Raw genomic sequence first — 23,639 nt, 5'->3', positions numbered from 1 at the left:
ACACTGCCAGCAAAAGGTGAATGTAGGGCGTTACCAGCTGAATAATACCCATTGGGGAATCAGCATGTCCGGTTGATCCGAACGAATGAATTGACCGCTGGTGCCGTCGGCGCGCACCAGGTAATACGGTTTGCCGTGTTTGGGCGTGATTTTGACGGCGTACACGAAACCGTTTGCTTTGTATTCCTGAATAAGATTGTCGCCATCGTTGCCGATCGTGACGTCAGGTTCCGGCGATGGCGCGTCGTCATCTGCCGCCAGCGCCGTTAACGGGCAAGCAACCATCCAGCTGACCAGTAACAGGCGATTTAGCGCGCGCATGATAACCTTGTTCCTTTGTCGTCAACGGTTCGCGCATTCTAGCGCCGACCCCGCCGAAAAGGTTGATCCCTCACATGAGTCAAGCGCCTCTCGTCCTGGTGGACGGTTCTTCTTACCTATACCGCGCCTTCCACGCGCTGCCGCCGCTCACCACCTCCAAAGGCCTGCCTACCGGTGCGGTGAAGGGTGTGTTGAACATGCTCAAGAGTTTGCGCAAACAGTATCCGGACAGCCCGTTCGCCGTGGTCTTCGATGCCAAGGGCGGGACCTTCCGCGATGACATGTTCGCCGAATACAAGGCCAACCGCCCGAGCATGCCCGATGACATGCGCGTACAGATCGATTTCTTGCACAACTGCGTGCGCGGTTCGGGCTATCCGCTGCTGTGCGTTGAAGGCGTCGAAGCCGATGACGTCATCGGCACACTGGCGCGCAGCAGCGCCGCCGCCGATCGTCCGGTGGTTATCTCCACCGGCGACAAGGACATGGCGCAGTTGGTCGATGGGCACATCACCCTAGTCAACACCATGACCGGGAGCGTGCTCGATGTGGCTGGCGTGAAGGAAAAATTCGGTGTAGGCCCTGAGCAGATCATCGATTATTTAGCGCTAATGGGCGACAAAGTCGACAATATTCCCGGTGTTCCCGGTATTGGGGAAAAGACTGCCGCCGGCCTGCTGGTGGGCATCAATGGCGGCCTGAAGGAGCTTTACGACAACCTCGACAAAGTGCCGACGCTGGCGATCCGTGGCGCCAAATCGCTGCCCGCCAAGCTGGAGGAGCACAAGGACATGGCATTCCTGTCGTACCAGCTGGCGACCATCAAGGTGGATGTGCCGCTGGATATAGAACTGGACGCCCTGCACTGCGGCGAGCCGGACCGTGAAGCCTTGCTGGCCCTCTATACCGAGCTTGAATTCAAAAGCTGGGTCAATGATCTGCAGCGTGAGGCCAAGCAGGAAGGCACCGAGATTGCGATGGTCGAAGAACCTGCTCCGATCATCGAGGCCAAATACGAGCTCATTCTGGAACAGACGCAGTTCGACGATTGGCTGAAAAAACTCCAGGCCGCCAAGCTGTTCGCGTTTGTGGTACAGAGCAACGGCACCGATGCCCAGCGCGCACAGATCGTCGGCCTGTCGTTCGCTATCAAGACCCATGAAGCTTGTTACATCCCACTGACCCACTCCTACATGGGCGTGCCGCAGCAGCTGGATCGCGACGAGGTGCTCAAGGCGATCAAGCCGATGCTCGAGGACGCGAGCAAGATCAAGGTCGGCCAGCACGCCAAGTTCGCCATTAACCTGCTGGCCAACTGCGCCATTGGCGCAGAGCAGAATCAGGGTATCGCCGTGCAGGGCGTCAAGTACGACACCATGCTTGAATCTTATGTGCTGGATTCGACGGCCACGCGGCACGACCGCGATAGCCTGGTCGCCAAATACCTGAACCATACACCGGTCAATTTTCAGGAGATCGCGGGCAAAGGCGCCAAGCAGCTGAGCTTCGACCAGATCGCGCTGGAACAGGCCGGGATTTACGCCGCCGAAGAAGTTGATCTGACCCTGCGACTGCACGAAACCTTGCAGGAGAAACTGGCCAAAACCCCAAGCCTGCAACCTGTCCTGGATGACATCGAAATGCCGTTGATGCCGGTTCTGGCGCGCATCGAGCGTCAGGGCGCCTTCGTCGACGCCAACTTGCTGGGTATCCAGAGCGTCGAGCTGGGTAACAAGATGACCGAGCTTGAGCGTGAGGCGTTTGCCATCGCGGGCGAAGAGTTCAACCTGGGCTCGCCCAAGCAATTGGGGGTGATTCTTTACGAAAAGCTGGGTATGCCAATCATCGGCAAAACCGCGACCGGCCAGCCTTCCACGGCTGAAGCGGTGCTCGCCGAACTGGCCGAGCAGGAGTTTCCGCTGCCCAAAGTGCTGATGCAGTACCGCTCGATGAGCAAGCTGAAAAGCACCTACACCGATCGCCTGCCCGAACAGATCAACCCGCGTACCGGGCGGATTCACACGTCGTACCATCAGGCAGTGGCCGTGACCGGCCGGCTGTCTTCCAGCGATCCGAACCTGCAGAACATCCCGATCCGCACCGCCGAAGGGCGCCGGATTCGCCAAGCGTTCGTCGCGCCCAAAGGCTACAAGCTGCTGGCAGCGGACTACTCGCAGATCGAGCTGCGAATCATGGCGCACCTGGCCAAGGATGAAGGCCTGCTGCACGCTTTCCGCAATGATCTGGACGTCCACCGCGCGACTGCGGGCGAGGTGTTTGGCGTCGAACTGGCGCAGGTTACCCATGACATGCGTCGCAGCGCCAAGGCCATTAACTTCGGTTTGATCTACGGCATGAGCGCTTTTGGGCTGGCCAAGCAGATTGGCGTTGATCGCAAGCAGTCCCAAGCCTATGTCGACCGTTATTTTGCCCGCTATCCCGGCGTGCTCGACTACATGGAGCGCACCCGCACCCAGGCTGCCGAGCAGGGTTACGTCGAGACCATCTTCGGTCGTCGCCTGTACCTGCCGGACATCAACGCCAAGAATCAGGCCCTGCGCAAAGGTGCCGAGCGCATGGCGATCAATGCGCCGATGCAGGGGACTGCCGCCGATATCATCAAGCGTGCGATGGTCGCCGTTAACGACTGGCTGGAATCGTCAGGCCTGGACGCTCGCGTCATCCTTCAGGTTCACGACGAACTAGTGCTGGAAGTACGTGAGGATCTGGTTGAACGGATCAGCAAAGACATCCGCGTACACATGAGCGGCGCGGCCGAGCTGGATGTCCCGTTGCTGGTTGAAGTGGGTGTGGGAAATAATTGGGATGAGGCGCATTGATGTGCGCGGGTGTTTTTGATTCTGTCCGCAGGGCGTAGAGCCAGCTGGCTTGCGCTCTGCCGGGAGCTGGCAGTGAATCAGGTCAGCGCGGTGTGCTCGATAGCGCTGTGTTGCCTGGTTTAACCGCCGCTTCGCGAAAAATCGCTGGTTGGCCAGGCGCCTAGGAGCGTCGCGCAGAACCAACAGCAATGTGGTCAGCTAACATAAAATTTCCCCGGATTTTGAACTTCTGCCGCCGAGGCCCGGTCAGAGTTTGCGAATGGCTGACGTAGCCATTCATGCTCCTATGTTGTGTTAAGTGTTGGCAGATATCCGGGCCCCTCCCTAAGAGGTCTGGACTTAGACCCCGAACTTCCCCTCCCCATATGAAGTCCGGGGTTTTTTTTGCCTGGAATTCAGGCTGCGGGCGCCTTGTCTTCCAGTTCCATCCAATCGGCAAGGACGGTGTACGCTTCTTCCAGGCCCATGCGCTTGGGCGCCGAGAACAGCTGGATGGTCACGGCTTCGCCCCAACCCTTGCGGATTTCAGACTGCACCTTGAGTAGCGTGTTCTTGGCAGCACCGAATGTCAGCTTGTCGGCCTTGGTCAGCAAGATGTGCATCGGCATGCCGCTGGCAATGGCCCAATCGAGCATCAACAGGTCGAAGTCGGTCATCGGGTGCCGGATGTCCATCATCAGAATCAGCCCCTTCAGACTTTCCCGACTGCCCAGGTAAGCTTCCAGATGGCGTTGCCAGTGCTGCTTGAGCGGGATTGGCACCTTCGCGTAGCCGTAACCGGGTAGGTCGACCAGGCGACGATCGTCGTCCAGGTTGAAGAAGTTCAACAGCTGGGTGCGTCCGGGGGTTTTCGACGTGCGCGCCAGGCTGGCGTGGGTCAGGGTGTTCAGCGCGCTGGATTTACCGGCGTTGGAGCGCCCGGCGAAAGCCACTTCGAAACCCTCGTCATCCGGGCATTGGTCGACTTTGGCGGCGCTGAGCATGAACTTGGCTTGTTGGCACAAACCGAGGATCGGGTTCTTGAGTTGCATGGGATATCCGGTGAGGGCGTTGCGGCTTGGATGCGGCAACGAGGTGTCGTTTTCCGTTCGATGGGCGCAAGTATATATTGCCGCAGATTTCATGTGTGCGTCGTCCCGCCCACACGGTGGGGGCGGATGGTAACAGCCTGGCACCGCCTATCCCGAAACTGCCTCTGAAGTGCCCGCGCAATCTGTCTGCATAACGGCATGAAGCCAAGCACGGCAAGCGCGCGGTACAGCTTCTGCATTAAGCCTGGATTAAAGCCAAGGCGTTGATTCAGAGAGAATCGACAGCTCGCTCCGACGGGCTAAAAAGGGTAGCCAACGGCTGCCCTTTTTTGTGCGCGCAAGCGTTACACTTGCGAACTCGTATCACCCCGCCCGGTCCAACTGCGGCCATCGAGGTGACTTTTCATGCCCAGGAGTTAAGCATGCGTAATCTGATTCTCAGCGCCGCTCTGGTGTTCACCAGCTTGTTCGGTTTGACCGCCCAGGCTGCGGAACCTATCGAAGCCGGCAAGCAATATGTCGAGCTCAAGAGCGCTGTCCCAGTCGCCGAGCCAGGCAAGATCGAAGTCGTCGAAATGTTTTGGTACGGTTGCCCGCACTGCTATGCATTCGAGCCGACCATCAATCCATGGATTGAAAAACTCCCTGCAGACGTCCACTTCGTCCGTGTACCCGCCATGTTCGGCGGCCCATGGGATGCCCACGGCCAGTTGTTCATCACCCTCGATATCATGGGCGTGGAGAAGAAAGTCCACACTGCCGTGTTCGATGCCATTCAGAAAGGCGGCAAACGCCTGACCGATCCGAACGACATGGCTGATTTCGTAGCGACCCAAGGGGTCGACAGGGCCAAGTTTCTCGAAAACTTCAATTCGTTCGCCGTCAAGGGCAAGGTTGCCCTGTACAAGGAACTGGCCAAAAAGTATGAAATTACCGGCGTTCCGACCATGATCGTCAACGGTAAATATCGTTTTGATCTGGGCACTGCCGGTGGTCCTGAGCAAGCGCTGGATGTGGCCGATCAGTTGATCGCCAAAGAACGCGCCACCCTGACTGCCAAGTAAGCGCCGATCATGACGCGCTGGGGTACCGAACGCACCGTTGCCCGCCATGTTCCAAAGGTCAACGAGCGACACCTGCAGCAAACCGGACTGCCTGCCGATGGTCGGCTCCGGTTGCTCAGCTTCAACATTCAGGTGGGCAACAGCACTGAGCGTTACCGGCATTATCTGACCCGTGGCTGGCAGCATCTGCTGCCCCACAATGGGCGGGCAGGCAACCTGCAGAAGATCGGCAACCTGCTAAACGACTACGATCTGGTCGCGCTGCAGGAAGCCGATGGCGGGAGCCTGCGATCGGGCTATATCAATCAGGTCGAACACCTCGCGCAGCTTGGTTCCTTCCCGTACTGGTATCAGCAACTCAATCGCAACCTCGGACGGCTCGCCCAGCACAGCAATGGCGTGCTCAGTCGCCTGCGCCCGTGGGACATCGAGGATCACCCGCTGCCAGGTCCGTCCGGTCGCGGTGCGATTCTGGTTCGTTTCGGCGAAGGCGAGGACGCGCTGGTGGTGGTGGTCATGCATCTGGCATTGGGTACGCGCACCCGCACCCGCCAGCTGGCCTACATCCGCGAGCTGATCGGCGGCTACAAACATCAGGTGCTGATGGGCGACATGAATACCCATGCCGCCGACCTTCTGAATACCTCGCCCCTGCGTGACCTGGGTCTGCTTGCGCCGCAGATCGAAGCGACATTTCCCAGCTGGCGACCGCAGCGTTGCCTGGACCATATCCTCCTGAGCCCCACCCTGACGCTTGAGAAAGTCCAGGTGCTGGCGCTTCCCATTTCCGATCATCTACCGGTTGCGGTGGAGATTCGCTTGCCAGCCTCATTAATCGGTGACTCGCTGCCGATAACAAGCACATCTCCCCGCGAGCCCTTGGAATGAGCGACGAAGCCGAACGCTGGAAAGAAAAATACCTTAAGAGCATCGAGCAGCAAGACAAGCTCGAAAAGCGCTGGAATGCCCGCCTGGACTTGTTGCGACGTGGTCTGGTGCGCAGCAGCCTGGCAGCCGAGGGCGCCGATAAGGCGGTCGATCAGTGCATGAAGGAAATGCGCGAGGTCGTGCGCAAGGATGACATGGACGCCGGGCTGGCGGCGCTGCTTCCGCGGCTGGAAAAAGCGGTGCTGGAGTCGGAGCAACGTCGTGAACAGCGTGTCGAGCAAATGGGCACGGCGCTGACGTCGCTGGTTGCGCAGTTGCAATCGTTGCCATTGCCCCGGGAAGTCGCCAAGCCGCTCAAGCGTTTCGCCAAAAACGTCGAAGACCGGGTGAACCAGGCTCGCGAGTTGCCGCTGTTGCTGAGCGAACTGAGCGGGCTGCAGGGGCAGGCGCTGTCCCAGCTCGAACACCCGGAAGGATCGGCTCGTTCTGGGTTCCTTCAGCGTTTGTTTGGCAGCCGGGATGCCGTTGAAGATCCAATCAATGGCGCGCCTGCTCATCTTGATCCGGAGCCGCCGGAGGCAGTCCTGCCGGCGAACACGCCCGCGGATGATGAGCCACAGCCAGCGCCACCCGTCGCGCAATGGACCCAGGAGGCGCCGCTTTCTGAAACGCTGAGCATTGCCGAGAATCCTGACGCCCGTTCGGCCCCTGCGCCAGTCGACGAAACGACGGCGGCTGTCCACACGACGTCGGTAGCTGAGCCGCCCGTACACGTCACCAAACAAGAAGCAGGCGAGGCGTTACCCGCCATACAAACCAGCCCGGTCGAGAGCGGCGAGCCTGCCGCGGCCCAAGCCGAAGGCGCACCTTCGAAAGACGCAGAATCCTCAGAGCCGCAGACGGTGCCTGAAACGGCGCCTGACGCTCCGCCCGGCGAGCCTGTCCTGCCCGACGAAGAGTTGACTATCGACAGCCTCGAGGCTCAGGCAGTAGCGCACGAGGCCGCGCAGGAGACGAGTAAAGACAGCATCGTCGATGAAACTGTCGACGAGGACAGTGCGCAGGCTGGTACTTACGCTCTGCCCTCTTCTCCTGAACCGAGTTACAGCTCGGTTGCCGTGCACATCGAACACACGTTATTGGGCCTGCTCGACGACCTGACCCTGCCGGAGCATCATCGTCCTCAAGCCGAAGCCATGCGCCTCAGGTTGGAGCATGGACTGAACTGGTATGAGCTGCTGCCGATCCTCGACGATCTTGCGGTGCTCATGCTGGCCGTTACCGACAGTGGTCAGCATGAGTTCGAGTTGTATCTCAAGCAGTTGAACGAGCGGTTAGAGTCCTTTCAGGCGCACCTGCAAGCTGCCAGCGACGATCACGCGGGTCAGCAGACGGCCTCGCGGCAATTGAACGACCAGTTGCGCGAGCGTGTAGGTGATTTGCAGAGCAGCGTGCAGGATGCCGCTGATCTCACCAGTCTGAAAGCGGTGCTGGAAACCCGACTTGAAGGATTGCTCGGCACCATTGACGAATACCAGAAGCAGCGTGACGAGCGAGAGCAGGATGTCGCCTCTCGCCTGCAGTCGCTGGTCAGCCGCGTAGCGACCATGGAGCAAGAAGCGACAGGTTTCCGTGCGCACCTTGAAGAGCAGCGACAAAAAGCCTTGGTCGACACCCTCACCGGGTTGCCGAACCGCGCTGCCTGGAATGAACGGCTTGAACACGAAGTCGACCAGCTGCAGCAGCGTCGCTCCAGCCTGCTGGTTGGGATTCTTGACCTGGACTATTTCAAGCGCATCAACGACGGCTATGGCCACTTTGCAGGCGACAAGGTGTTGAAAATCGTCGCCGCGCAGTTGCAGAAACGTCTTCGCACTTCTGACTTTATTGCGCGTTTCGGCGGCGAAGAGTTTGTTGTGCTGCTACCGGACACACAGTTGGCCGATGGCCTGGTTCTGCTGGAGCGCCTGCGCGAGACCATTGCGCAGTGCCCCTTCCACTTCAAGGGGGAGCCGGTGACGGTCACGGTATCGATGGGCATCACCACGTTCAGACCGGGTGAGCGCAGCGACCCGGTGCTCAAACGCGCGGATCAAGCGCTGTACCGAGCTAAGAACGAAGGTCGCAACCGCATTGTGCAAGGCTAGGAACGGTGGCCCTGCATCACTCGTTCTGTTCGTATTTTTTGAGCGCCGCTGCGGCAGTACGTTACACTGTTGCATTACTTGTCTTTGTGTTCTGCCTTTATGAAGTCTTATTGCGCTCTCCTTCTTGCCCTGTTGCTGACCGCCTGCTCCAGCGGACCGACCCTGGATACCAGCCATCCCTCGGTTAACTTCGACAGCCGTGCGCAATTCGTGGTGGTGCATTACACCTCGGCTTCCCTTGAGCGCTCGTTGTCATTACTCACCCACGGCGAAGTGAGTGCGCATTATTTGATCGGTGATGGCCCGGCGGCGACCTACAAGCTGGTGGATGAAAGCCAGCGAGCCTGGCACGCCGGGGAAAGCGAATGGGAAGGCCGCACCTGGATTAACTCCAGCAGCATTGGCATTGAGATCGTCAACCCGGGCTATCGCGACACTCCGAGCGGGCGCCTGTGGTATCCCTACAGCGAGGCGCAGATAAAGGCGCTGATCGTGCTGCTCAAAGACATCGTCAAACGCAACAAAATCGAACCGCGCCACGTGATTGGTCATAGCGATATCGCGCCGCTGCGTAAACTTGATCCCGGACCACTGTTTCCCTGGAAGCGGTTGGCGCAGGAGGGCCTGGGAATCTGGCCCGACGAACAGCAAGTCGCGCGGCAGCAGTCGCAGATGTTGGGGGTCGTGCCCAGTGCTACGTGGTTCCAGCAGCAACTGGCACTGCTGGGTTATCCGACGCCGCAGACGGGCGAGTGGGACGTCGCTACGCGGCATGTCCTGGCGGCATTCCAGATGCACTATCGTGCGCAGAAATTTGACGGCGAGCCGGATATACAAAGTGCAGCTATCCTTCAGGTACTTAACCTGAAACACTAAACTATCCCCGACCACGTTTTTGACGGGCTATTTCCGCGCTTGTTGCTCTACCTCAGTGGCATTCACCTGGATATTTGGCCCGATGTTCACCGCTTCACCGCAGCTACGCTCCATTCTCTATCGCCCTTCGCTCCTGGCATTGCTTGCGGCGTTGTTGAGTGCTGTCGTGTTGCTGGCGGGCAGTTTCGGGTTGGCGATGCATCAAGCCCGTCAGGAGGAAAGTGCCCAGATGAACGCTCAGGGTGAGCGGTTTCTGGTGCGTCTGGAGCAACTGTTCGATCAATTGCGCGTAGGTCTGGATCAGCTTGAAGCGCAGCCATTGCGCGGTTGCAGCCCGGAGATGATCGAGCAACTGCGTCAGGTCAATTCACGCTACCGCTTCATTTATGAAGTCGCGTACGTCGACGATACTCAAGTCTGTTCCAGCTGGACCCGTCAGCGACAGAGCCAGATTGGCAAGCCCCGGGCCCCGGATATCCGCGGCCCTACGTACGATTACTGGCTCAACACCTCGACTCAGCCTGACGATAATCTCGCGTCGCTGATGCTCGGGCGCGGCGATTTTCGCGTGTCCACCTCCCGCGGCCACCTTACCGATGTCGTTGACCTGCCAGCAGGCGGGAGCCTGGTGGTAGTGCTGGATCAAGGCAAAAAGGCCGTGCCGGTCCTGGGTCCTGCGCAAACCTGGCCGCCCACGCCCGACTGGACGCCGACATCCATGCAGGCGCTGATCACCACGCAGGAGAAACTGGTTTATCGGATGCCAACGCAAAGCCCCGAATATCAGTTGGTGCTGATTACCCCACGCAGTGGCCTGCAACAAAAAATCACTGGTGCCTGGTGGTTGCTGGTTCCGGCCAGCCTTCTGGTGTCGCTATGCATCGGGATTCTGGTATTGCAACTGGTTCGCCAGCGTCAGTCGCTCGGCGGTGAGTTGCACGGCGCGCTGCGTCGCGGTGAATTGAAAGTGCTTTACCAACCTATTTTCGACCTCAATACCCGCTTATGCGTAGGCGCAGAGGCGCTGGTGCGCTGGCGCCGACCCGACGGGACGCTAACCAGCCCCGACTTGTTCATCCCTCTTGCCGAGAACACCGGCCAGATTCGTCAGATCACCGACTTTGTCCTGCAACAATTGCTTGAACAACTTGGGCACTTGCTACGTGCTAACCCCCATCTGTACGTATCGGTGAACCTGGCCGCCTGTGATGTGATGGCTCCACGCATTGGCCGGGTGACCGCCAGGCTGCTTGCCTTGCATCGCGTCGCGCCACGGCAGATAGCCTTTGAAGTCACTGAGCGCGGACTGGTGGACGTCGTGGTCGCGCGCAATCATTTACAGGCCTTGCGGGATCGGGGGCATCAAGTGCTGATCGACGATTTCGGCACGGGATATTGCAGCCTGGCGTATTTGCAAACCCTGCCGGTGGACTGCCTGAAAATCGACAAGGCGTTCATCGATGCTCTGGGGCATGACGCCGCCAGCAGCGGGGTAGCGCCGCACATTATCCGTATGGCCCACGCCCTCCAGTTGCGGGTCATTGCCGAGGGTATCGAATTCGAGTCCCAGGCCTTGCTGCTCAAAAGTGAGGGCGTGATCTATGGTCAGGGCTGGCTCTTCGCCCGCCCGCTCACAGCGGCCAAATTCACCGAGCTGGTCACCGGAGGCCGACGCAGTGTGGGGCGTCGGGCGGATGATGTGGCTTGAAGACTCAGAAAGTCGAGAAATGACCCCGGGCAGCCTTCGATTCTGGCTAGCGCGCCAGGCTTGCGGGCAGAGCCGAGAGTCCGTGAAGTAAGCGCCCCTGTTGAAACAGGCGTCACTACAGCGGCAATGCCATATAGAACTGCGTCCCTTGCCCTGGCCGGGAATACACACCCATCCGACCCCCGTGCAATTGCACGATCTCCTTGCACAACGCCAGCCCCAGACCTGCGCCGCCTTTCTTGCGACCGACCTGAACAAACGGCTCAAAGATCCGCGCTTGCTGGCCGTAGGCAATACCCTCGCCGTTATCCTCGACACTTATGATCACCCGCTCGCCATGCCGACGCGCCTGCAGCCGGATGAGCCCGGACTGCGGGGTGTGACGCAATGCATTGTCGAGCAGATTATCGAGTACGCGATCGAGCTGGGCCTTGTCAGCTTGCAGACGTGGCAGCGGCTCCTGCGTTTCCAGCAGCACTTCCACATCCTGTTTGAGTGCCGCATCGGCGAAGCGCTGGCGTGCTTCGGTGAGCAACTCGCCCACATCACAGGGCGCCAAGGCCAGCTTCTGCAGCCCATTCTGATAGCGGGAAAAATTCAGCAGGTCGTTGATCAGTTGCATCAGACGCTGCATTTCTTCGTTGACGGTTTTCAGCAGGTCTGTTTCTCGAGATTCTGGCGGAAAATGCACTCTCTCCTGCAGCAGGCCGAATGCCATGTGCATCCCCGTCACCGGCGTGCGCAACTCGTGGGAAGCGCGCAGGACAAACTCACTGCGCACGCGCTCGAAGGCCCTTTGCTCGGTCACGTCATGCAGCACCATCACTGCGCCGAGGATGTGGCCCTTGGTGTGACTGACAGGCGTCAGGCTGTACGTCAGCAAGCGCGTTTCACCTTCGATTTCGATGGACAGGTCCTCGGGCGCCCGCTCCAGCGTCCCGCCGCGCAAGACCAGATAGAGCTGCTCGTCGAGCTCCGGACGCCCCAACGCCTCGCCCAATCCCTGTCCTAACTGTCCTTCTTCCCAACCCAGTTGCCGCTGGGCAACGGGGTTAAAGTGTTCAAGGCGGCCCTGGCGATCGATCATCAGCAGGCCGTCGTCGATGCTGTCGAGCACCGCTTGCAGCCGTTGCTGGCCTGCCAGGAGCTCATCGACGTTGGTGACCTGATGCTGGCGCAGCGCCTCGGCCATGATGCCGAAGCGCCGGGTCAGTTGATTCATTTCGGTGGCCGAGGAAATCGGCAGGGTTACCTCGAAATTGCCCTGACCGATTTTGTCAGCGGCCTTGGCCAACGCTTCGATCGGTGCGCCGAAGCGCCGCGCGATGCCGTGGGCGGTGACGAAGCCGATCGCCAGCACAGCGATGCCGACGAACCCCAGCAGCGCGGCGACCCAAAGCGCACGGCTGCGTGACGCGCTTTCAGCCTGGCTGATGTTTTGCAAAGCCTGCCGGTGTGCGTCCAGTAGGCCGTTGCGCAGTACATTGAAAGAAGAGGTGACGGTCTTATCGCTATTTAGCGCCTCGCTCGGATCCCCGGATTCCTCCAGCGATTTGAGAAACACCTCGTAATCGACACGCGCCTTATCGAAGCCGCTGTGAATATTGGTCTGTTGATCGTGGTCGATCCCCTGTTCGAGCAAACCCTGGAATTGCTCCTGACTTTGCTTAAACGCCCCTTCGTCGGGCTTTTGCCTGAGCAGCATGACCAATTGGTCGCCCAGGTTTTGTCGCAGCTTGAGGCCGATGTCGAGCGTGATGAAGTTGTGACGGATCAGGTCTTCCTGGGACTGGGCCATCTGCATGACGCTGACCAATCCCAGCAACAGGCCTAGCAGCGCGACCGTGATCAGCGCCGAAATGCTGAGGAACAGTCGGGTGCGCAACTTCATCGCGAGCTTCATGGGCGCCCCGTCACAGGTTGTACTGCTTGCGTTTGCGGTACAACGTCGAGGCGTCGATGCCCAACGTACGGGCAGCCTGATCCAGGGTGTCGCTGGTGGCCAGCACTGCGCCGATGTGAGCTTTTTCCAGTTCGTCCAGGCTCAACGCTGCGCCTACACGCGGCGCATTATTGGTTGGCTGCTCGCCCATGCCCAAGTGACTGACTTCGACTTTTTCCTGCGGACAGATAATGCTCGCCCGTTCTACGACGTTACGCAGTTCGCGAATGTTGCCCGGCCAGCGGTAATTGATCAGTGCGCTACGGGCCTCCTCGCTGAAGCCGCGCGCCGGACGGCCGTACTCCTTGACGAAGCGAGCCAGGAAACGATCCGCCAGGGTCAGAATGTCCTCGCCACGCTCGCGCAACGGCGGCAAATGCAAAGTAATCACGTTCAGGCGGTACAGCAGGTCTTCGCGGAAACGCCCTTCGCGGACCATGTCTTCCAGATTCAGGTTGGTCGCCGCCAGGATGCGCACGTCAGCGCGACGCGTTACCGGGTCGCCCACGCGCTCGTACTCCTTGTCCTGGATGAAGCGCAATAACTTGGGCTGCAAAGTCAGTGGGAAATCGCCGATTTCATCGAGAAACAATGTACCGCCGTCGGCCTGATTGACCCGGCCAAGGGTGCTCTCACTGGCACCGGTAAACGCACCGCGGCTGTGACCGAACAGTTCGCTTTCCATCAGCTCGGCAGTCAGCGACGGGCAATTGATAGTGACACAGGCCTTTTTCGCTCGCTTGCTCCAGCCGTGAATGGCCCGCGCCAGCTCGCCTTTACCGGTCCCCGACTCGCCGAGTATCAGAATGTTGGCATCGGTATTGGCCACCTGACGAGCTGTCTCCAGAATCGCCATCATCGATGGGCTGTGGGAATCCAGGCCGTCCTTGGGCTTGCGCACCTCGCCTTCGAGCGCTTCAAGGCGCGCTGAAAGTTGCCGGACTTCCAGCTGTTTGGTGGTTGCCAGACGCAGTTGGTCGGGGCTGCACGGTTTTACCAGATAGTCAGCCGCACCTGCCTGGATGGCGTCCACAGCAGTATCCACAGCCGAATGCGCGGTGACGATGACCACGCGCATCCATGGTGCTTGAATGCGCATCTGCGCCAGTACGTCCAGACCGTTGTCTTCCCCAAGACGCAGATCCAGAAAACACACGTCGAACACCTGACGTTGCAGCAGCGCTTCGGCCTGTGCCGCGCTGTTGGCGGTGGCGACGCTGTAGCCTTCATCTTCCAGGCAATAGCGGAAGGTGCGAAGGATGGCGGATTCATCATCCACGAGCAGAATACGGCCCTGATTCTCAGTGGCTGCTTCCATTTTTCCTACGCTCCTAAATAAATGGTCTGAGGTTAGTCCCGGAAAAATCGGGCAAGTTGCATGGTTCATTCTGATTGATTCGGCGGCGTGCATGGTAGCTATCTGGCAAAAATACAGAGAACCCATTGATCCAAGGCTTTAACAGCTGGAAATTGTGACTGGCGCCGACCCGAAAAACCGGGACGTAGACCTGCGCGGCGAACGTCTGGAGGAATGAAAAGTCTGTCCACTAGTACTTTTGTAACTCTGGAGAACTGCCATGCACCCTCTCAAGACAATCGCGCTGGCGATGGCCGCCACAGGCTTGCTCGGCATGACGCCCGTCTGCGCTCAGGCCGCCCAAGGCGATCTGCAGACACAGTTGGCGCAAGCGCGTCAGGAAGGTTCGATTTGGACAGCCTTCGCCCTTAACCGCCATTTGAGTCCGTTCAACATCGGCGTAAAGGTCGAGGAAGGTACGGCCACTCTCACCGGCAAGGTGGAAAATGAGGTCGATCGGGACTTGGCGACGCAAATCGCCGGCGACACGCAAGGCATTAACAAGGTCGAAAACCAGCTGCTGATCGATCCGCAGGTCGCGGCCGAACCGGGTACTAAAGCTAATATGGCCCAGCGCTTTGACGATGCGACGCTCACAGCCACGATCAAATCCAAGCTTCTGTGGAACAGCGTGACCGAAGGTCTGAACATCGACGTGACGTCGGCTCAGGGTGTGGTGACACTTAAAGGTCAGGCCAAGGACGCAGACGCCAAGCAACTGGCGGGTAGCTTGGCGAGCAACACCGACGGTGTGACTGAGGTCAACAACCTGATCAGCTTGAGCGCCCGAGATACCCAAGCCATCAAGGATCAGAACGAAGCGCAGGCCAATAGCGTGCGCGAAGAATTCAGTGATGCCTGGATCACCAGCAAGGTGAAGTCCAGCCTTATCTATAGTCGCAACCTCGATGGGCTGAATATAAAGGTGGATACCAAAAGCGGCGTTGTGAGTCTGGACGGCGTGGTGGCCAATTACGCCGAGAAGGAGTTGGCAGTTGAAATAGCCCGCAACATTCGAGGTGTGAAAGGTGTAGACGCCGATACCTTGCGGGTCATGACGCGCAGTGCGGGGTGAATGCTCGCGTAGCACTCTATTTGGCGGGGGTGGTTCGCTTTAAATCGCCAACCCCAGCAGGCCTTGTTTCTGCAGGTCGAGGCTGTCGAATTCTGCAAGTTAGTGGCACAGCGCCTATGCCTCTTCGTGCATTACGCACGATGCCAAATGTTCAATCGTGCAGCTTGCGCGTAAGACCCACCCGCATAAGGCTTATAAGATATTGATTTATAAGAAGTTTATTAGGATAAAAAAGCTGGCACACAGGCTGCAATATCCAGATGAGAAAGGTCTGAACCGTCGACCGACAAGATTGCCTGGAGCTAGCTGAATGAACACCCAACGTCTTGCTGCACTGCGTATTTCCCCACTGCATTTGCAGCAAGGTTTATTCGCCAGTCTGGCGCTGATGATCACTTTGATCATCGTTCAGCAATTTGCCCATTGGAATGAAAAAAATCAGCCAGTGGTCCACATCCAGCATTCCTACAGCCACACCGCACCTTTCGCTAAAGCGACCGCGTTGAAGGCCACTGATGTAGGTTTGAGTTTGCAACCGGTTGATGACGCCGCCGCAGCCATCGAGCAAGCGCCGCGTCAAGAGAGTTGGGTCTTCTGATCATCGGGTGATGGCAGAGACGCGATCTACGTCGAGGATCGAAACCGATACCTGGCTGTAGTTAGAAATTAAAAAAACCGTAAGGAGAATCACCATGTTGAGTTGGGCTATCACATTTCTGATCATCGCTATCGTTGCAGCAGTACTGGGCTTCGGTGGTATCGCAGGCACCGCTACGGGTATCGCCAAGATTCTCTTCGTTGTGTTCCTGGTGATGTTCGTTGTGTCGTTCTTCTTCGGTCGTCGCGGTCGAGGCTGACAATAATGGTTCGCAAGCACTTCCAGGCCATGACTCTGGCGCTCCTGACGAGCGCCAGTGCCATGGCCATGGCAGCGAACGACGGGCAGTCGCGGGTTAACGAGCTGTTGAGCTCCGATCCTGAATATCGGCAAACCTGGTCGGGCGTGGTCAAGAAAGAAGAACGTTTACCCGACTGGGTGATCAATCTTTCCGGTTCTTCAGAACAGATGAACGCGGTGACCGAGGAGGGTGACAAATACCTGGTAGGGCCTCTCTGCGAAACCCAGGACACGTGCACCAACAAACGGCTCATCGTGGCATTCAGCATGAACAAAGCGCATGCCTACGCCATGCTGGTTGAAGTACCCGCCGGTTTGCCAGCGGATAAATCACCAACACGTCATGCTGACTACCGCTTCCTCGGCAAGCCAGACGAAGGTATGAAAGGCCTTCTGATGGAACAGCTGAAGAAAGATCCAAACTGGTATTGATTCACTGATACCCGTTATAGATTTAGATAACGGAAGACATGACCACACTTATGTCTTTCATTAGTCGCGCACCCCGAGGAGGGGCTGCTCGTGACCAAGGGGCCGGTGCGTTCTGATCAATGGAGTGATTGCAGCGCACCAGGAGCACAGGGAGTGCTCTCATGTTGGGTCGGGTCAGGAAGCCGCTTCGCAAGCTCATCGTCACACCGCCTCATAGGGTACGGGTTGATTGTGAGCTTTCGACGCGCAAATGCGGGTAGCGTACTCACGGCTCCATGTGACCGTATATCGAGAAACCTTGATTTTCCTACGACCGCTCGGTCGTTCATGAACATCTAGTTAATTGCATGCTGCGCATTGTCCGTCTCAGCGCTGCAGACGGCGTTTTAGCCACTTTTCAAGGCGGATCTGCCCGCTCCAAATCCCTTCTTTTACTCAAATTCACCTAAGTTGTTGATTTTCTTCATACCGATTCGGCATGAGGTAGGCACTTACGGCATTAGACGTTGAACCTCTGGATAGGAATAGTTGCGGCCTTTTTCCGCCTGCCGCGAGCTCGGATGCTCATTTGCAGTGAACTTCTGGACAGATCCAAGGCATCCACGCCTCGATCCTGCTTAAAAGAGCATCTCGAGCCGTCGGTGAGAAATGTCCACGCTAACTACAACAAGGTTCATGACATGAAGAAGGCAAAACTCAGCCTGGCTTGGCAGATCCTCATCGGTCTGGTCCTGGGGATCGTGCTGGGAGCGGTGCTCAATCACTTCAGCGCTGAAAAGACTTGGTGGATTAGTAATCTCCTCCAGCCTGCGGGCGACATCTTCATTCGCCTGATCAAAATGATCGTTATTCCGATCGTGATTTCTTCTCTTGTCGTTGGGATTGCAGGTGTAGGCGACGCGAAAAAACTCGGACGTATCGGTCTGAAGACCATTTTGTACTTCGAAGTTGTCACTACCATCGCCATTGTCGTCGGCCTGCTGCTGGCTAACCTGTTCCACCCTGGCACCGGCATCGACATGAGCACGCTGGGCACCGTGGACATCTCGCAATACCAGAAAACCACCGCCGAGGTGCAACACGATCACGCTTTCATCGCCACCATCCTTAACCTGATCCCGTCGAACATCTTCGCTGCAGTCGCGCGTGGCGACATGCTGCCGATCATTTTCTTCTCGGTGTTCTTCGGTTTGGGACTGTCCAGCCTCAACGCAGAAGTGCGCGAGCCGCTGGTCAAGGTGTTTCAGGGCGTCTCAGAAACCATGTTCAAGGTCACTCACATGATCATGAACTACGCGCCAATTGGTGTTTTCGCACTGATCGCCGTGACCGTGGCCAACTTCGGTTTCGCCTCACTGCTACCGCTGGCCAAGCTGGTCATTCTGGTTTACGTCGCCATCGCCTTCTTTGCTTTCGTAGTGATGGGTTTGATCGCCCGCCTGTTTGGTTTCTCGGTGACCAAGCTGATGCGTATCTTCAAGGATGAGCTTGTGCTGGCTTATTCCACCGCAAGCTCCGAGACCGTGCTGCCCCGCGTGATCGAGAAAATGGAAGCTTACGGCGCGCCAAAGGCCATCAGCAGCTTCGTGGTGCCGACCGGGTATTCTTTCAACCTTGACGGCTCCACGCTGTATCAGAGCATTGCGGCGCTGTTTATCGCGCAGCTGTACGGCATCGACCTGTCGATCGGCCAGCAGATCATGCTGGTGCTGACCCTGATGGTGACCTCCAAGGGCATCGCGGGCGTTCCGGGGGTGTCTTTCGTGGTGTTGCTGGCGACCCTGGGCAGCGTGGGTATTCCGCTGGAAGGCCTGGCATTCATCGCTGGCGTCGACCGCATCATGGACATGGCGCGCACCGCCCTGAACGTGATCGGCAATGCCTTGGCGGTATTGGTCATCTCGCGTTGGGAAGGCATGTACGACGACGCCAAGGGCGAGCGCTACTGGAACTCGCTGCCGCACTGGCGTAGCAAGGAGCCCCTGCCTGCTGCGCAGTCGACTGTCGACTGATTGCTTATCGGCATTAAACACAAACCCCGCCTGGCCGGGGTTTGTTGTTTTGGAGATGCAACACCACTGATCCCCTGTGGGCTTGCACAGATCATGGTAATGGCAAAAGTGCAGACCCTGTTGGAGCATCCGGAGGTTACGGCGGTGGCGAAGACGGACTTGCTGACACACCGTGTTCGCCCCCTTCCTAACGTCCAAAGCTTCCACAGGGCTCATCGCAACGTGACAGAGGGTTTGTTGTTTACGTCCCCACCGCTATCATCGCCGCATCTTGCGAGGGGATTTACTGATGCTCAACGGCCTATGGCTTGGTTTTTTTGTGGTCGCGGCGGTTTCAGCGCTATCGCAGTGGCTGATTGGCGGCAACGCGGGCATCTTCGCCGCGATGGTCGAAAGCATCTTTGCGATGGCCAAGCTCTCGGTTGAGGTCATGGTGCTGCTGTTCGGCACGCTGACGCTGTGGCTGGGCTTTCTCAACATCGCCGAAAAAGCCGGGATCGTCGACTGGCTCGGCAAAGTCCTCGCCCCGCTGTTCCACCGCCTCATGCCAGAGGTGCCGCGCGGCCATCCTGCGCTAGGCCTGATTACTCTCAACTTTGCGGCCAACGCACTGGGCCTGGACAACGCCGCAACCCCCATTGGCCTGAAGGCCATGCGCTCGCTGCAGGAACTCAACCCCAGCAAGACAATAGCCAGCAATGCGCAAATCCTTTTCCTGGTGCTCAACGCCTCCTCGCTGACCCTGCTGCCGGTCACCATCTTCATGTACCGCGCACAGCAAGGCGCGGTGGACCCGACCCTGGTGTTCCTGCCCATCCTGCTGGCGACCAGTGCCTCGACCCTGGTTGGCCTGTTGTCAGTGGCATTCATGCAGCGGCTGCGCCTGTGGGACCCGGTGGTACTGGCTTATCTAATTCCCGGCGCGCTAGTGCTGGGCGGCTTCATGGCGATCCTGGCCGGCCTTTCCGCTGCTGCCCTGTCCAGCCTGTCATCGATCCTCGGCAACGTGACGCTGTTCGGCATCATCATCCTGTTTCTGGTGATCGGCGCGCTGCGTAAGGTAAAGGTGTATGAAACCTTCGTCGAAGGCGCCAAAGAGGGCTTCGACGTAGCGAAGAATCTGCTGCCATATCTGGTGGCGATGCTCTGTGCGGTAGGCGTGTTGCGGGCGTCCGGGGCGTTGGATCTGATCCTGGAAGGCATCCGTCACGCTGTCCAATGGATGGGGCTGGACACCCGTTTCGTCGATGCACTACCTACGGCGCTGGTCAAACCGTTCTCCGGCAGTGCGGCGCGGGCGATGCTGATTGAAACCATGAAAACCCAGGGCGTGGACAGTTTCCCGGCATTGGTAGCCGCAACCGTACAAGGCAGCACCGAGACCACCTTTTATGTGCTGGCGGTGTACTTTGGCGCTGTTGGCATCCAGCGCGCGCGCCATGCGGTGGGCTGTGCGCTGCTGGCAGAGTTTTGCGGGGTGATCGCGGCGATCGCGGTCTGCTATTGGTTCTTCGGCTCGGCGGCGTAATGCCTCTGGCCTTGGTCGACGGTCCATTGCAGCACTTGGGCGGTCAGCGTATCGCTGGCCTGTCCGAAGCCCGCCACCACCGCTGATACCTGCTTATCGACCACTGGCTGGTGTATTTCAAAACGGTGGCTGGCGACGATGCGCTGACGATGATCGGCCAGCCGTGCATCCAGTCGAATCACCACCTCGATGGTCTGGCCGCGATATTCACTCTGGAACGCCTGCAGCTCTCCTCCCAGTTCGAAGTCCGCTTGCAGGTTGCTGTCGTCAGTGCTGATCGACTGCACCCGACCGTCGCGATAAAACGCGTCGGTCAGGCGATTACGTAACAGGGCTGGCGCCGGATCGCTCCAGCGCGCGCCTTTATAGCTGCTGATCGCATCGCCCTGAGGGATCACCGCGATGCGCGGACTGTCCAGGGCTTCGCTGGACTTGGGCCTCGTTACACGCAATGACCAGCAGACCGGTGGTGCGGCCTGGCTACTGCTTGCCGCAGTCGGCAGGCGATAGACATCCGATGGCGCCTGCTTCGGCAGAATCGAACAGGCGCCCAGCGACAGCAGCGCGCTTGCCGTTAACAGCCGGATAAGAGAGTGATTGGCAAGCCTCATGGCTCGAATTCCTTGTGCTTCTCGCTACCAAGCAGGTAGCCGCTGGGGTTAGCGTTCAGACTACGCGAGATGTTCTTGAGCGAGGCCAGGGTTTCGCGCAGCTCGCGAATGGCCGGACCTAATTCACCCAGGCCCTGAAGCCCACCGTTTACCGAATCGCGATTGTCCTTGAGCAGCGTATTAATGGTCATGCTGCTCTGCTCCAGGGACTTCATGGCCTGTTGCGCACTGGCGATGGTCTGCCTGCCGTCAGTGGTCAGAAGTTGGTTAGCGTTGCGCATCAGCGCCGAGGTCTGTTCAAGGGTGGCGCCTGCCTGTTTGCTCAATACTGTCATCTGTTTCAACGCCTGACGGATGTCGTCGCGCTGATCGGCAATCGCCCCTGTGGTTTGCTCAAGGTGATCAAGGATTTCGGTGAGGGCCTTCACATTGCCTGAGGAAAACAGCTCATTGGTGTTGTGCAGCAGGCTGTTGATCCCGGTCAGCAAGTCGTTGCTGTCGTTGAGCAAGCGCGAGATCGGCGAGGGTGAGGCGATGATGACTGGCAGGCTGCCATCCTGGGTCTTCAGCGCTTCGCTTTGCGGCGTGCCGCCGCTGAGCTGAATGATCGATGTGCCGGTGATGCCCGCCAGGGCCAGCTTGGCGAAGGTGTCGCGTTTGATCGGGGTTTCTCCGGCAACCCGGATTTGTGCCAGCACGCGGCGAGGGTCTTGCGGGTCGAGGCGCAGGTTGACTACATCGCCGACCTTGATCCCGCTGTATTGCACCGGGCTGCCACGGGACAGGCCGGTCACCGCTTCGTTGAACACCACCTGGTAATCCTTGAAGGCGGTATCGACGCTGGATTTGGCCAGCCACAGGCCGAACAGCAGCGCGGAGGCGACCACGATCACCGTGAACAGGCCGATCAAAACGTGGTGGGCGCGGGTTTCCATCATGAGACCTCGTGTGGGTGGGTGGCCGCTGCGTAGGCCGAGCGACCGCGCGGGCCATGAAAATACTCGTGGATCCAGGGGTCCTTGTAAGCGGCCACCTTGTCGATGCTGTCAGCCACCAGCACACGTTTCTGAGCCAGCACCGCGACTCGGTCGGTGATGGTATACAGCGTGTCCAGGTCGTGGGTGACCATAAATACGCTCAGGCCGAGCGCGTCGCGCAAGGTCAGGATCAATTGGTCGAAGGCGCCCGCGCCAATTGGATCGAGCCCGGCAGTGGGCTCGTCGAGGAACAGAATATCCGGATCCAGCGCCAAGGCCCGGGCCAGCGCGGCGCGCTTGATCATCCCGCCGGACAGCTCCGACGGATATTTATGCGCTGCCGACAGCGGCAAGCCCGCCAGGGCCATTTTTATTCCGGCCAGATGCTCAGCGTCTTGTCGACTAAGACCTGCATGCTCGATCAGCGGTAACGCGACGTTTTCAGTGATGGTCAGCGATGAAAACAAGGCGCCTTTCTGAAACAGCACACCGAAACGACGTTCAACCTGTGAGCGCTTTTCATCCGAGAGATTCAGCAAATCCTGCCCCAGGACCTGAACAGTGCCTTGCTTGGGACGCTGCAGGCCGACGATGCTGCGCAATAACACCGACTTGCCGCTGCCCGAGCCGCCCACCACCGCGAGGATTTCCCCGCGATACAGATCCACATCGAGGTTGTCGTGGACCACTTGCGCGCCAAAGCGATTGCACAGGCCGCGCACTTGGATCACCGTCTCGCTGGGTTGAACGTAACGTCGGGTCACCAGCCCATCTCCATGAAAAACAGCGCCGCCAGCGCATCCAGCACGATGACCACGAAAATCGACTGCACCACGCTCGACGTCGTGTGAGCACCCACCGATTCGGCGCTGCCCTGCACCTTGAAGCCTTCCAGGCAACCAATCGCCGCGATAAAGAAAGCGAAGATCGGTGCTTTGACGATCCCCACCAGAAAATGCTGCACGCCGATGTCGGCCTGCATCAGAGAAAGGAACATAGCAGGTGAGATGCCCAAGGACAGCGCGCATACCATGCCGCCGCCAACGATGCCGCAGATCATCGCCAGGAAGGTCAGCATTGGCAGGGAGATGAGCAACGCCAGCACGCGAGGCAAAACCAACATCTCTGTAGGACTAAGCCCCAAGGTGCGCAGGGCATCGAGCTCTTCATTGGCCTTCATCGAGCCGATCTGTGCGGTGAATGCGCTGGCGGTGCGGCCTGCCAGAAGAATCGAAGTGAGCAGCACGGCGAATTCGCGCAAAAAGGCAAAGCCAATCAAATCAACCGTGAAGATTGTCGCGCCAAACGCCTTGAGCACCGTGGCCCCGAGAAAGGCTACGACCGCACCCACCATGAATGTCAGCAGCGCGACGATGGGCGCAGCATCCAGGCCTATCTGCTCGATGTGCGCAATGACCGAGGTGGTCCGCCAGCGCTTGGGGCGCAGCATCGTGGTGACAAAAGTCTGCAGGATCAACCCGATAAAGCCCAACAATTGCAGGGTGTCGTTCCAGATCACTTCCACTGCACAACCGATGCGAGCCAGCAACTGAGTGCCAACGGCGACTTCCGGATCTTTCAGCGGTTGGCAGTAATCGATCAGCGCGCTCTGAATGGTCTGCATCAGCGCACGGCTGGACTCGGGAAGATTGGGCGCCTGCACGGCAAGCAGGCGCAGGCGCTGTACACCAAGCAGCTCTACCAGCAGTGACGCACCGGCTGTATCCAGTGCGCCTAACTGACTCATGTCGACCTGCGTTGCTAAGCCGAAGCCATCGCTCAGTTCATCGGTCTGGCGCTTGAGGTCATGGTAGTGCGCCAGTGTCCAGTCTCCGGCAATCCACAGCTGTGTGGGGGTGGTCGAAGTGTCCAGCGAAACGCTGCCGGGTGCCTTGGCAGTAGGAGTAGCTAGTGGAGTCGATGGGGTCATGG

At 58.7% G+C, this 23,639-nt stretch carries 19 protein-coding genes and 2 pseudogenes; 12 read left to right on the top strand and 9 right to left on the bottom strand.

What is annotated here, in order from left to right; translation table 11 throughout:
- Positions 1–30 precede the first annotated feature (30 nt).
- Entirely contained in the window at positions 31–321 is a 291-nt protein-coding gene (locus B3I26_RS20995; protein ID WP_296260506.1) for a DUF2782 domain-containing protein, read from the bottom strand.
- Positions 322–395: 74 nt separating this feature from the next.
- Here B3I26_RS20995 and polA point away from each other — a divergent pair, with 74 nt between their 5' ends.
- Positions 396–3,161: a DNA polymerase I gene (gene polA, locus B3I26_RS20990; protein ID WP_296260505.1), complete on the top strand. Its 2,766-nt coding sequence runs from the start codon at positions 396–398 to the stop codon at positions 3,159–3,161.
- Between the two features lie 395 nt (positions 3,162–3,556).
- Here the strand turns inward: polA and yihA are convergent, their stop codons facing one another.
- Positions 3,557–4,192, bottom strand: coding sequence for a ribosome biogenesis GTP-binding protein YihA/YsxC (gene yihA, locus B3I26_RS20985; protein WP_296260503.1), 636 nt, complete (start codon positions 4,190–4,192; stop codon positions 3,557–3,559).
- A gap of 422 nt (positions 4,193–4,614) precedes the next feature.
- Here yihA and B3I26_RS20980 point away from each other — a divergent pair, with 422 nt between their 5' ends.
- From B3I26_RS20980 to B3I26_RS20960, 5 genes are all read left to right on the top strand, one after another.
- Positions 4,615–5,256: a thiol:disulfide interchange protein DsbA/DsbL gene (locus B3I26_RS20980; RefSeq protein ID WP_296260501.1), complete on the top strand. Its 642-nt coding sequence runs from the start codon at positions 4,615–4,617 to the stop codon at positions 5,254–5,256.
- A 6-nt stretch (positions 5,257–5,262) separates the two neighbouring features.
- Positions 5,263–6,144: an endonuclease/exonuclease/phosphatase family protein gene (locus tag B3I26_RS20975; RefSeq protein WP_409521946.1), complete on the top strand. Its 882-nt coding sequence runs from the start codon at positions 5,263–5,265 to the stop codon at positions 6,142–6,144.
- Positions 6,141–8,291: a GGDEF domain-containing protein gene (locus B3I26_RS20970; protein ID WP_296260498.1), complete on the top strand. Its 2,151-nt coding sequence runs from the start codon at positions 6,141–6,143 to the stop codon at positions 8,289–8,291. The genes B3I26_RS20975 and B3I26_RS20970 overlap by 4 nt, the downstream gene beginning before the upstream one ends.
- Positions 8,292–8,390: 99 nt before the next feature.
- Positions 8,391–9,167, top strand: a complete 777-nt coding sequence (locus B3I26_RS20965; RefSeq protein WP_296260497.1) for an N-acetylmuramoyl-L-alanine amidase — start codon at positions 8,391–8,393, stop codon at positions 9,165–9,167.
- A gap of 82 nt (positions 9,168–9,249) precedes the next feature.
- Positions 9,250–10,875, top strand: a complete 1,626-nt coding sequence (locus B3I26_RS20960) for an EAL domain-containing protein (RefSeq protein WP_296260496.1) — start codon at positions 9,250–9,252, stop codon at positions 10,873–10,875.
- A gap of 115 nt (positions 10,876–10,990) precedes the next feature.
- On the opposite strand, the pseudogene B3I26_RS20955 reads toward B3I26_RS20960, so the two are convergent.
- From B3I26_RS20955 to algB, 3 genes and pseudogenes are all read right to left on the bottom strand, one after another.
- Positions 10,991–12,367: pseudogene (locus tag B3I26_RS20955) on the bottom strand (sensor histidine kinase); the annotation flags it as partial.
- Positions 12,359–12,673: pseudogene (locus B3I26_RS28960) on the bottom strand (KinB sensor domain-containing domain); the annotation flags it as partial. The pseudogenes B3I26_RS28960 and B3I26_RS20955, both read right to left, overlap by 9 nt.
- Before the next feature lie 115 nt (positions 12,674–12,788).
- Positions 12,789–14,135: a sigma-54-dependent response regulator transcription factor AlgB gene (gene algB, locus B3I26_RS20950; RefSeq protein ID WP_296260492.1), complete on the bottom strand. Its 1,347-nt coding sequence runs from the start codon at positions 14,133–14,135 to the stop codon at positions 12,789–12,791.
- Between the two features lie 259 nt (positions 14,136–14,394).
- Between algB and B3I26_RS20945 the strand changes: the two genes are divergently transcribed.
- The 6 genes from B3I26_RS20945 to B3I26_RS20920 all read left to right on the top strand — a co-directional run bounded on the left by B3I26_RS20945 (position 14,395) and on the right by B3I26_RS20920 (position 20,119).
- Complete coding sequence (locus B3I26_RS20945; protein WP_296260490.1) at positions 14,395–15,249, top strand: BON domain-containing protein; 855 nt, start codon at positions 14,395–14,397, stop codon at positions 15,247–15,249.
- A gap of 310 nt (positions 15,250–15,559) precedes the next feature.
- Positions 15,560–15,847 (top strand): hypothetical protein, encoded by a 288-nt coding sequence (locus B3I26_RS20940; RefSeq protein ID WP_296260489.1) that lies wholly within the window; start codon positions 15,560–15,562, stop codon positions 15,845–15,847.
- A gap of 94 nt (positions 15,848–15,941) precedes the next feature.
- Positions 15,942–16,106 (top strand): DUF1328 domain-containing protein, encoded by a 165-nt coding sequence (locus tag B3I26_RS20935; RefSeq protein ID WP_002555679.1) that lies wholly within the window; start codon positions 15,942–15,944, stop codon positions 16,104–16,106.
- Between the two features lie 5 nt (positions 16,107–16,111).
- Entirely contained in the window at positions 16,112–16,579 is a 468-nt protein-coding gene (locus tag B3I26_RS20930) for an inhibitor of vertebrate lysozyme family protein (RefSeq protein ID WP_296260443.1), read from the top strand.
- A 680-nt stretch (positions 16,580–17,259) separates the two neighbouring features.
- Positions 17,260–18,591, top strand: coding sequence for a glutamate/aspartate:proton symporter GltP (gene gltP / locus B3I26_RS20925; protein ID WP_296260442.1), 1,332 nt, complete (start codon positions 17,260–17,262; stop codon positions 18,589–18,591).
- A 289-nt stretch (positions 18,592–18,880) separates the two neighbouring features.
- Positions 18,881–20,119 (top strand): nucleoside recognition domain-containing protein, encoded by a 1,239-nt coding sequence (locus B3I26_RS20920; RefSeq protein ID WP_296260440.1) that lies wholly within the window; start codon positions 18,881–18,883, stop codon positions 20,117–20,119.
- Here B3I26_RS20920 and B3I26_RS20915 read toward each other — a convergent pair.
- Genes B3I26_RS20915 through B3I26_RS20900 form a run of 4 tightly spaced genes read right to left on the bottom strand, consistent with a single transcriptional unit; the run spans position 20,092 to position 23,637 of the window.
- Entirely contained in the window at positions 20,092–20,730 is a 639-nt protein-coding gene (locus tag B3I26_RS20915) for an ABC-type transport auxiliary lipoprotein family protein (protein WP_296260438.1), read from the bottom strand. The two genes, B3I26_RS20920 and B3I26_RS20915, sit on opposite strands and share 28 nt — an antisense overlap.
- Positions 20,727–21,665, bottom strand: a complete 939-nt coding sequence (locus B3I26_RS20910) for an MlaD family protein (RefSeq protein ID WP_296260939.1) — start codon at positions 21,663–21,665, stop codon at positions 20,727–20,729. Before B3I26_RS20910 ends, B3I26_RS20915 begins: the two co-directional genes overlap by 4 nt.
- Positions 21,665–22,471, bottom strand: coding sequence for an ABC transporter ATP-binding protein (locus B3I26_RS20905; protein ID WP_296260436.1), 807 nt, complete (start codon positions 22,469–22,471; stop codon positions 21,665–21,667). The genes B3I26_RS20910 and B3I26_RS20905 overlap by 1 nt, the downstream gene beginning before the upstream one ends.
- On the bottom strand, positions 22,468–23,637 hold the full coding sequence (locus B3I26_RS20900; protein ID WP_296260435.1) for an ABC transporter permease: 1,170 nt from the start codon (positions 23,635–23,637) through the stop codon (positions 22,468–22,470). Before B3I26_RS20900 ends, B3I26_RS20905 begins: the two co-directional genes overlap by 4 nt.
- Positions 23,638–23,639 lie beyond the last annotated feature (2 nt).

Origin of the sequence: Pseudomonas sp. UBA5706 (assembly GCF_002419965.1) — a bacterium.
Classification (GTDB): domain Bacteria; phylum Pseudomonadota; class Gammaproteobacteria; order Pseudomonadales; family Pseudomonadaceae; genus Aquipseudomonas.
This window is presented reverse-complemented; position numbering and strand designations above follow the sequence as displayed.

Coding starts and splice junctions, on each gene's coding strand:
- B3I26_RS20995 (WP_296260506.1), bottom strand. CDS start 321: ATGCGCGCGCTAAATCGCCTGTTACTGGTCAGCTGGATGGTTGCTTGC.
- polA (WP_296260505.1), top strand. CDS start 396: ATGAGTCAAGCGCCTCTCGTCCTGGTGGACGGTTCTTCTTACCTATAC.
- yihA (WP_296260503.1), bottom strand. CDS start 4,192: ATGCAACTCAAGAACCCGATCCTCGGTTTGTGCCAACAAGCCAAGTTC.
- B3I26_RS20980 (WP_296260501.1), top strand. CDS start 4,615: ATGCGTAATCTGATTCTCAGCGCCGCTCTGGTGTTCACCAGCTTGTTC.
- B3I26_RS20970 (WP_296260498.1), top strand. CDS start 6,141: ATGAGCGACGAAGCCGAACGCTGGAAAGAAAAATACCTTAAGAGCATC.
- B3I26_RS20965 (WP_296260497.1), top strand. CDS start 8,391: ATGAAGTCTTATTGCGCTCTCCTTCTTGCCCTGTTGCTGACCGCCTGC.
- B3I26_RS20960 (WP_296260496.1), top strand. CDS start 9,250: ATGTTCACCGCTTCACCGCAGCTACGCTCCATTCTCTATCGCCCTTCG.
- algB (WP_296260492.1), bottom strand. CDS start 14,135: ATGGAAGCAGCCACTGAGAATCAGGGCCGTATTCTGCTCGTGGATGAT.
- B3I26_RS20945 (WP_296260490.1), top strand. CDS start 14,395: ATGCACCCTCTCAAGACAATCGCGCTGGCGATGGCCGCCACAGGCTTG.
- B3I26_RS20940 (WP_296260489.1), top strand. CDS start 15,560: ATGAACACCCAACGTCTTGCTGCACTGCGTATTTCCCCACTGCATTTG.
- B3I26_RS20935 (WP_002555679.1), top strand. CDS start 15,942: ATGTTGAGTTGGGCTATCACATTTCTGATCATCGCTATCGTTGCAGCA.
- B3I26_RS20930 (WP_296260443.1), top strand. CDS start 16,112: ATGGTTCGCAAGCACTTCCAGGCCATGACTCTGGCGCTCCTGACGAGC.
- gltP (WP_296260442.1), top strand. CDS start 17,260: ATGAAGAAGGCAAAACTCAGCCTGGCTTGGCAGATCCTCATCGGTCTG.
- B3I26_RS20920 (WP_296260440.1), top strand. CDS start 18,881: ATGCTCAACGGCCTATGGCTTGGTTTTTTTGTGGTCGCGGCGGTTTCA.
- B3I26_RS20915 (WP_296260438.1), bottom strand. CDS start 20,730: ATGAGGCTTGCCAATCACTCTCTTATCCGGCTGTTAACGGCAAGCGCG.
- B3I26_RS20910 (WP_296260939.1), bottom strand. CDS start 21,665: ATGGAAACCCGCGCCCACCACGTTTTGATCGGCCTGTTCACGGTGATC.
- B3I26_RS20900 (WP_296260435.1), bottom strand. CDS start 23,637: ATGACCCCATCGACTCCACTAGCTACTCCTACTGCCAAGGCACCCGGC.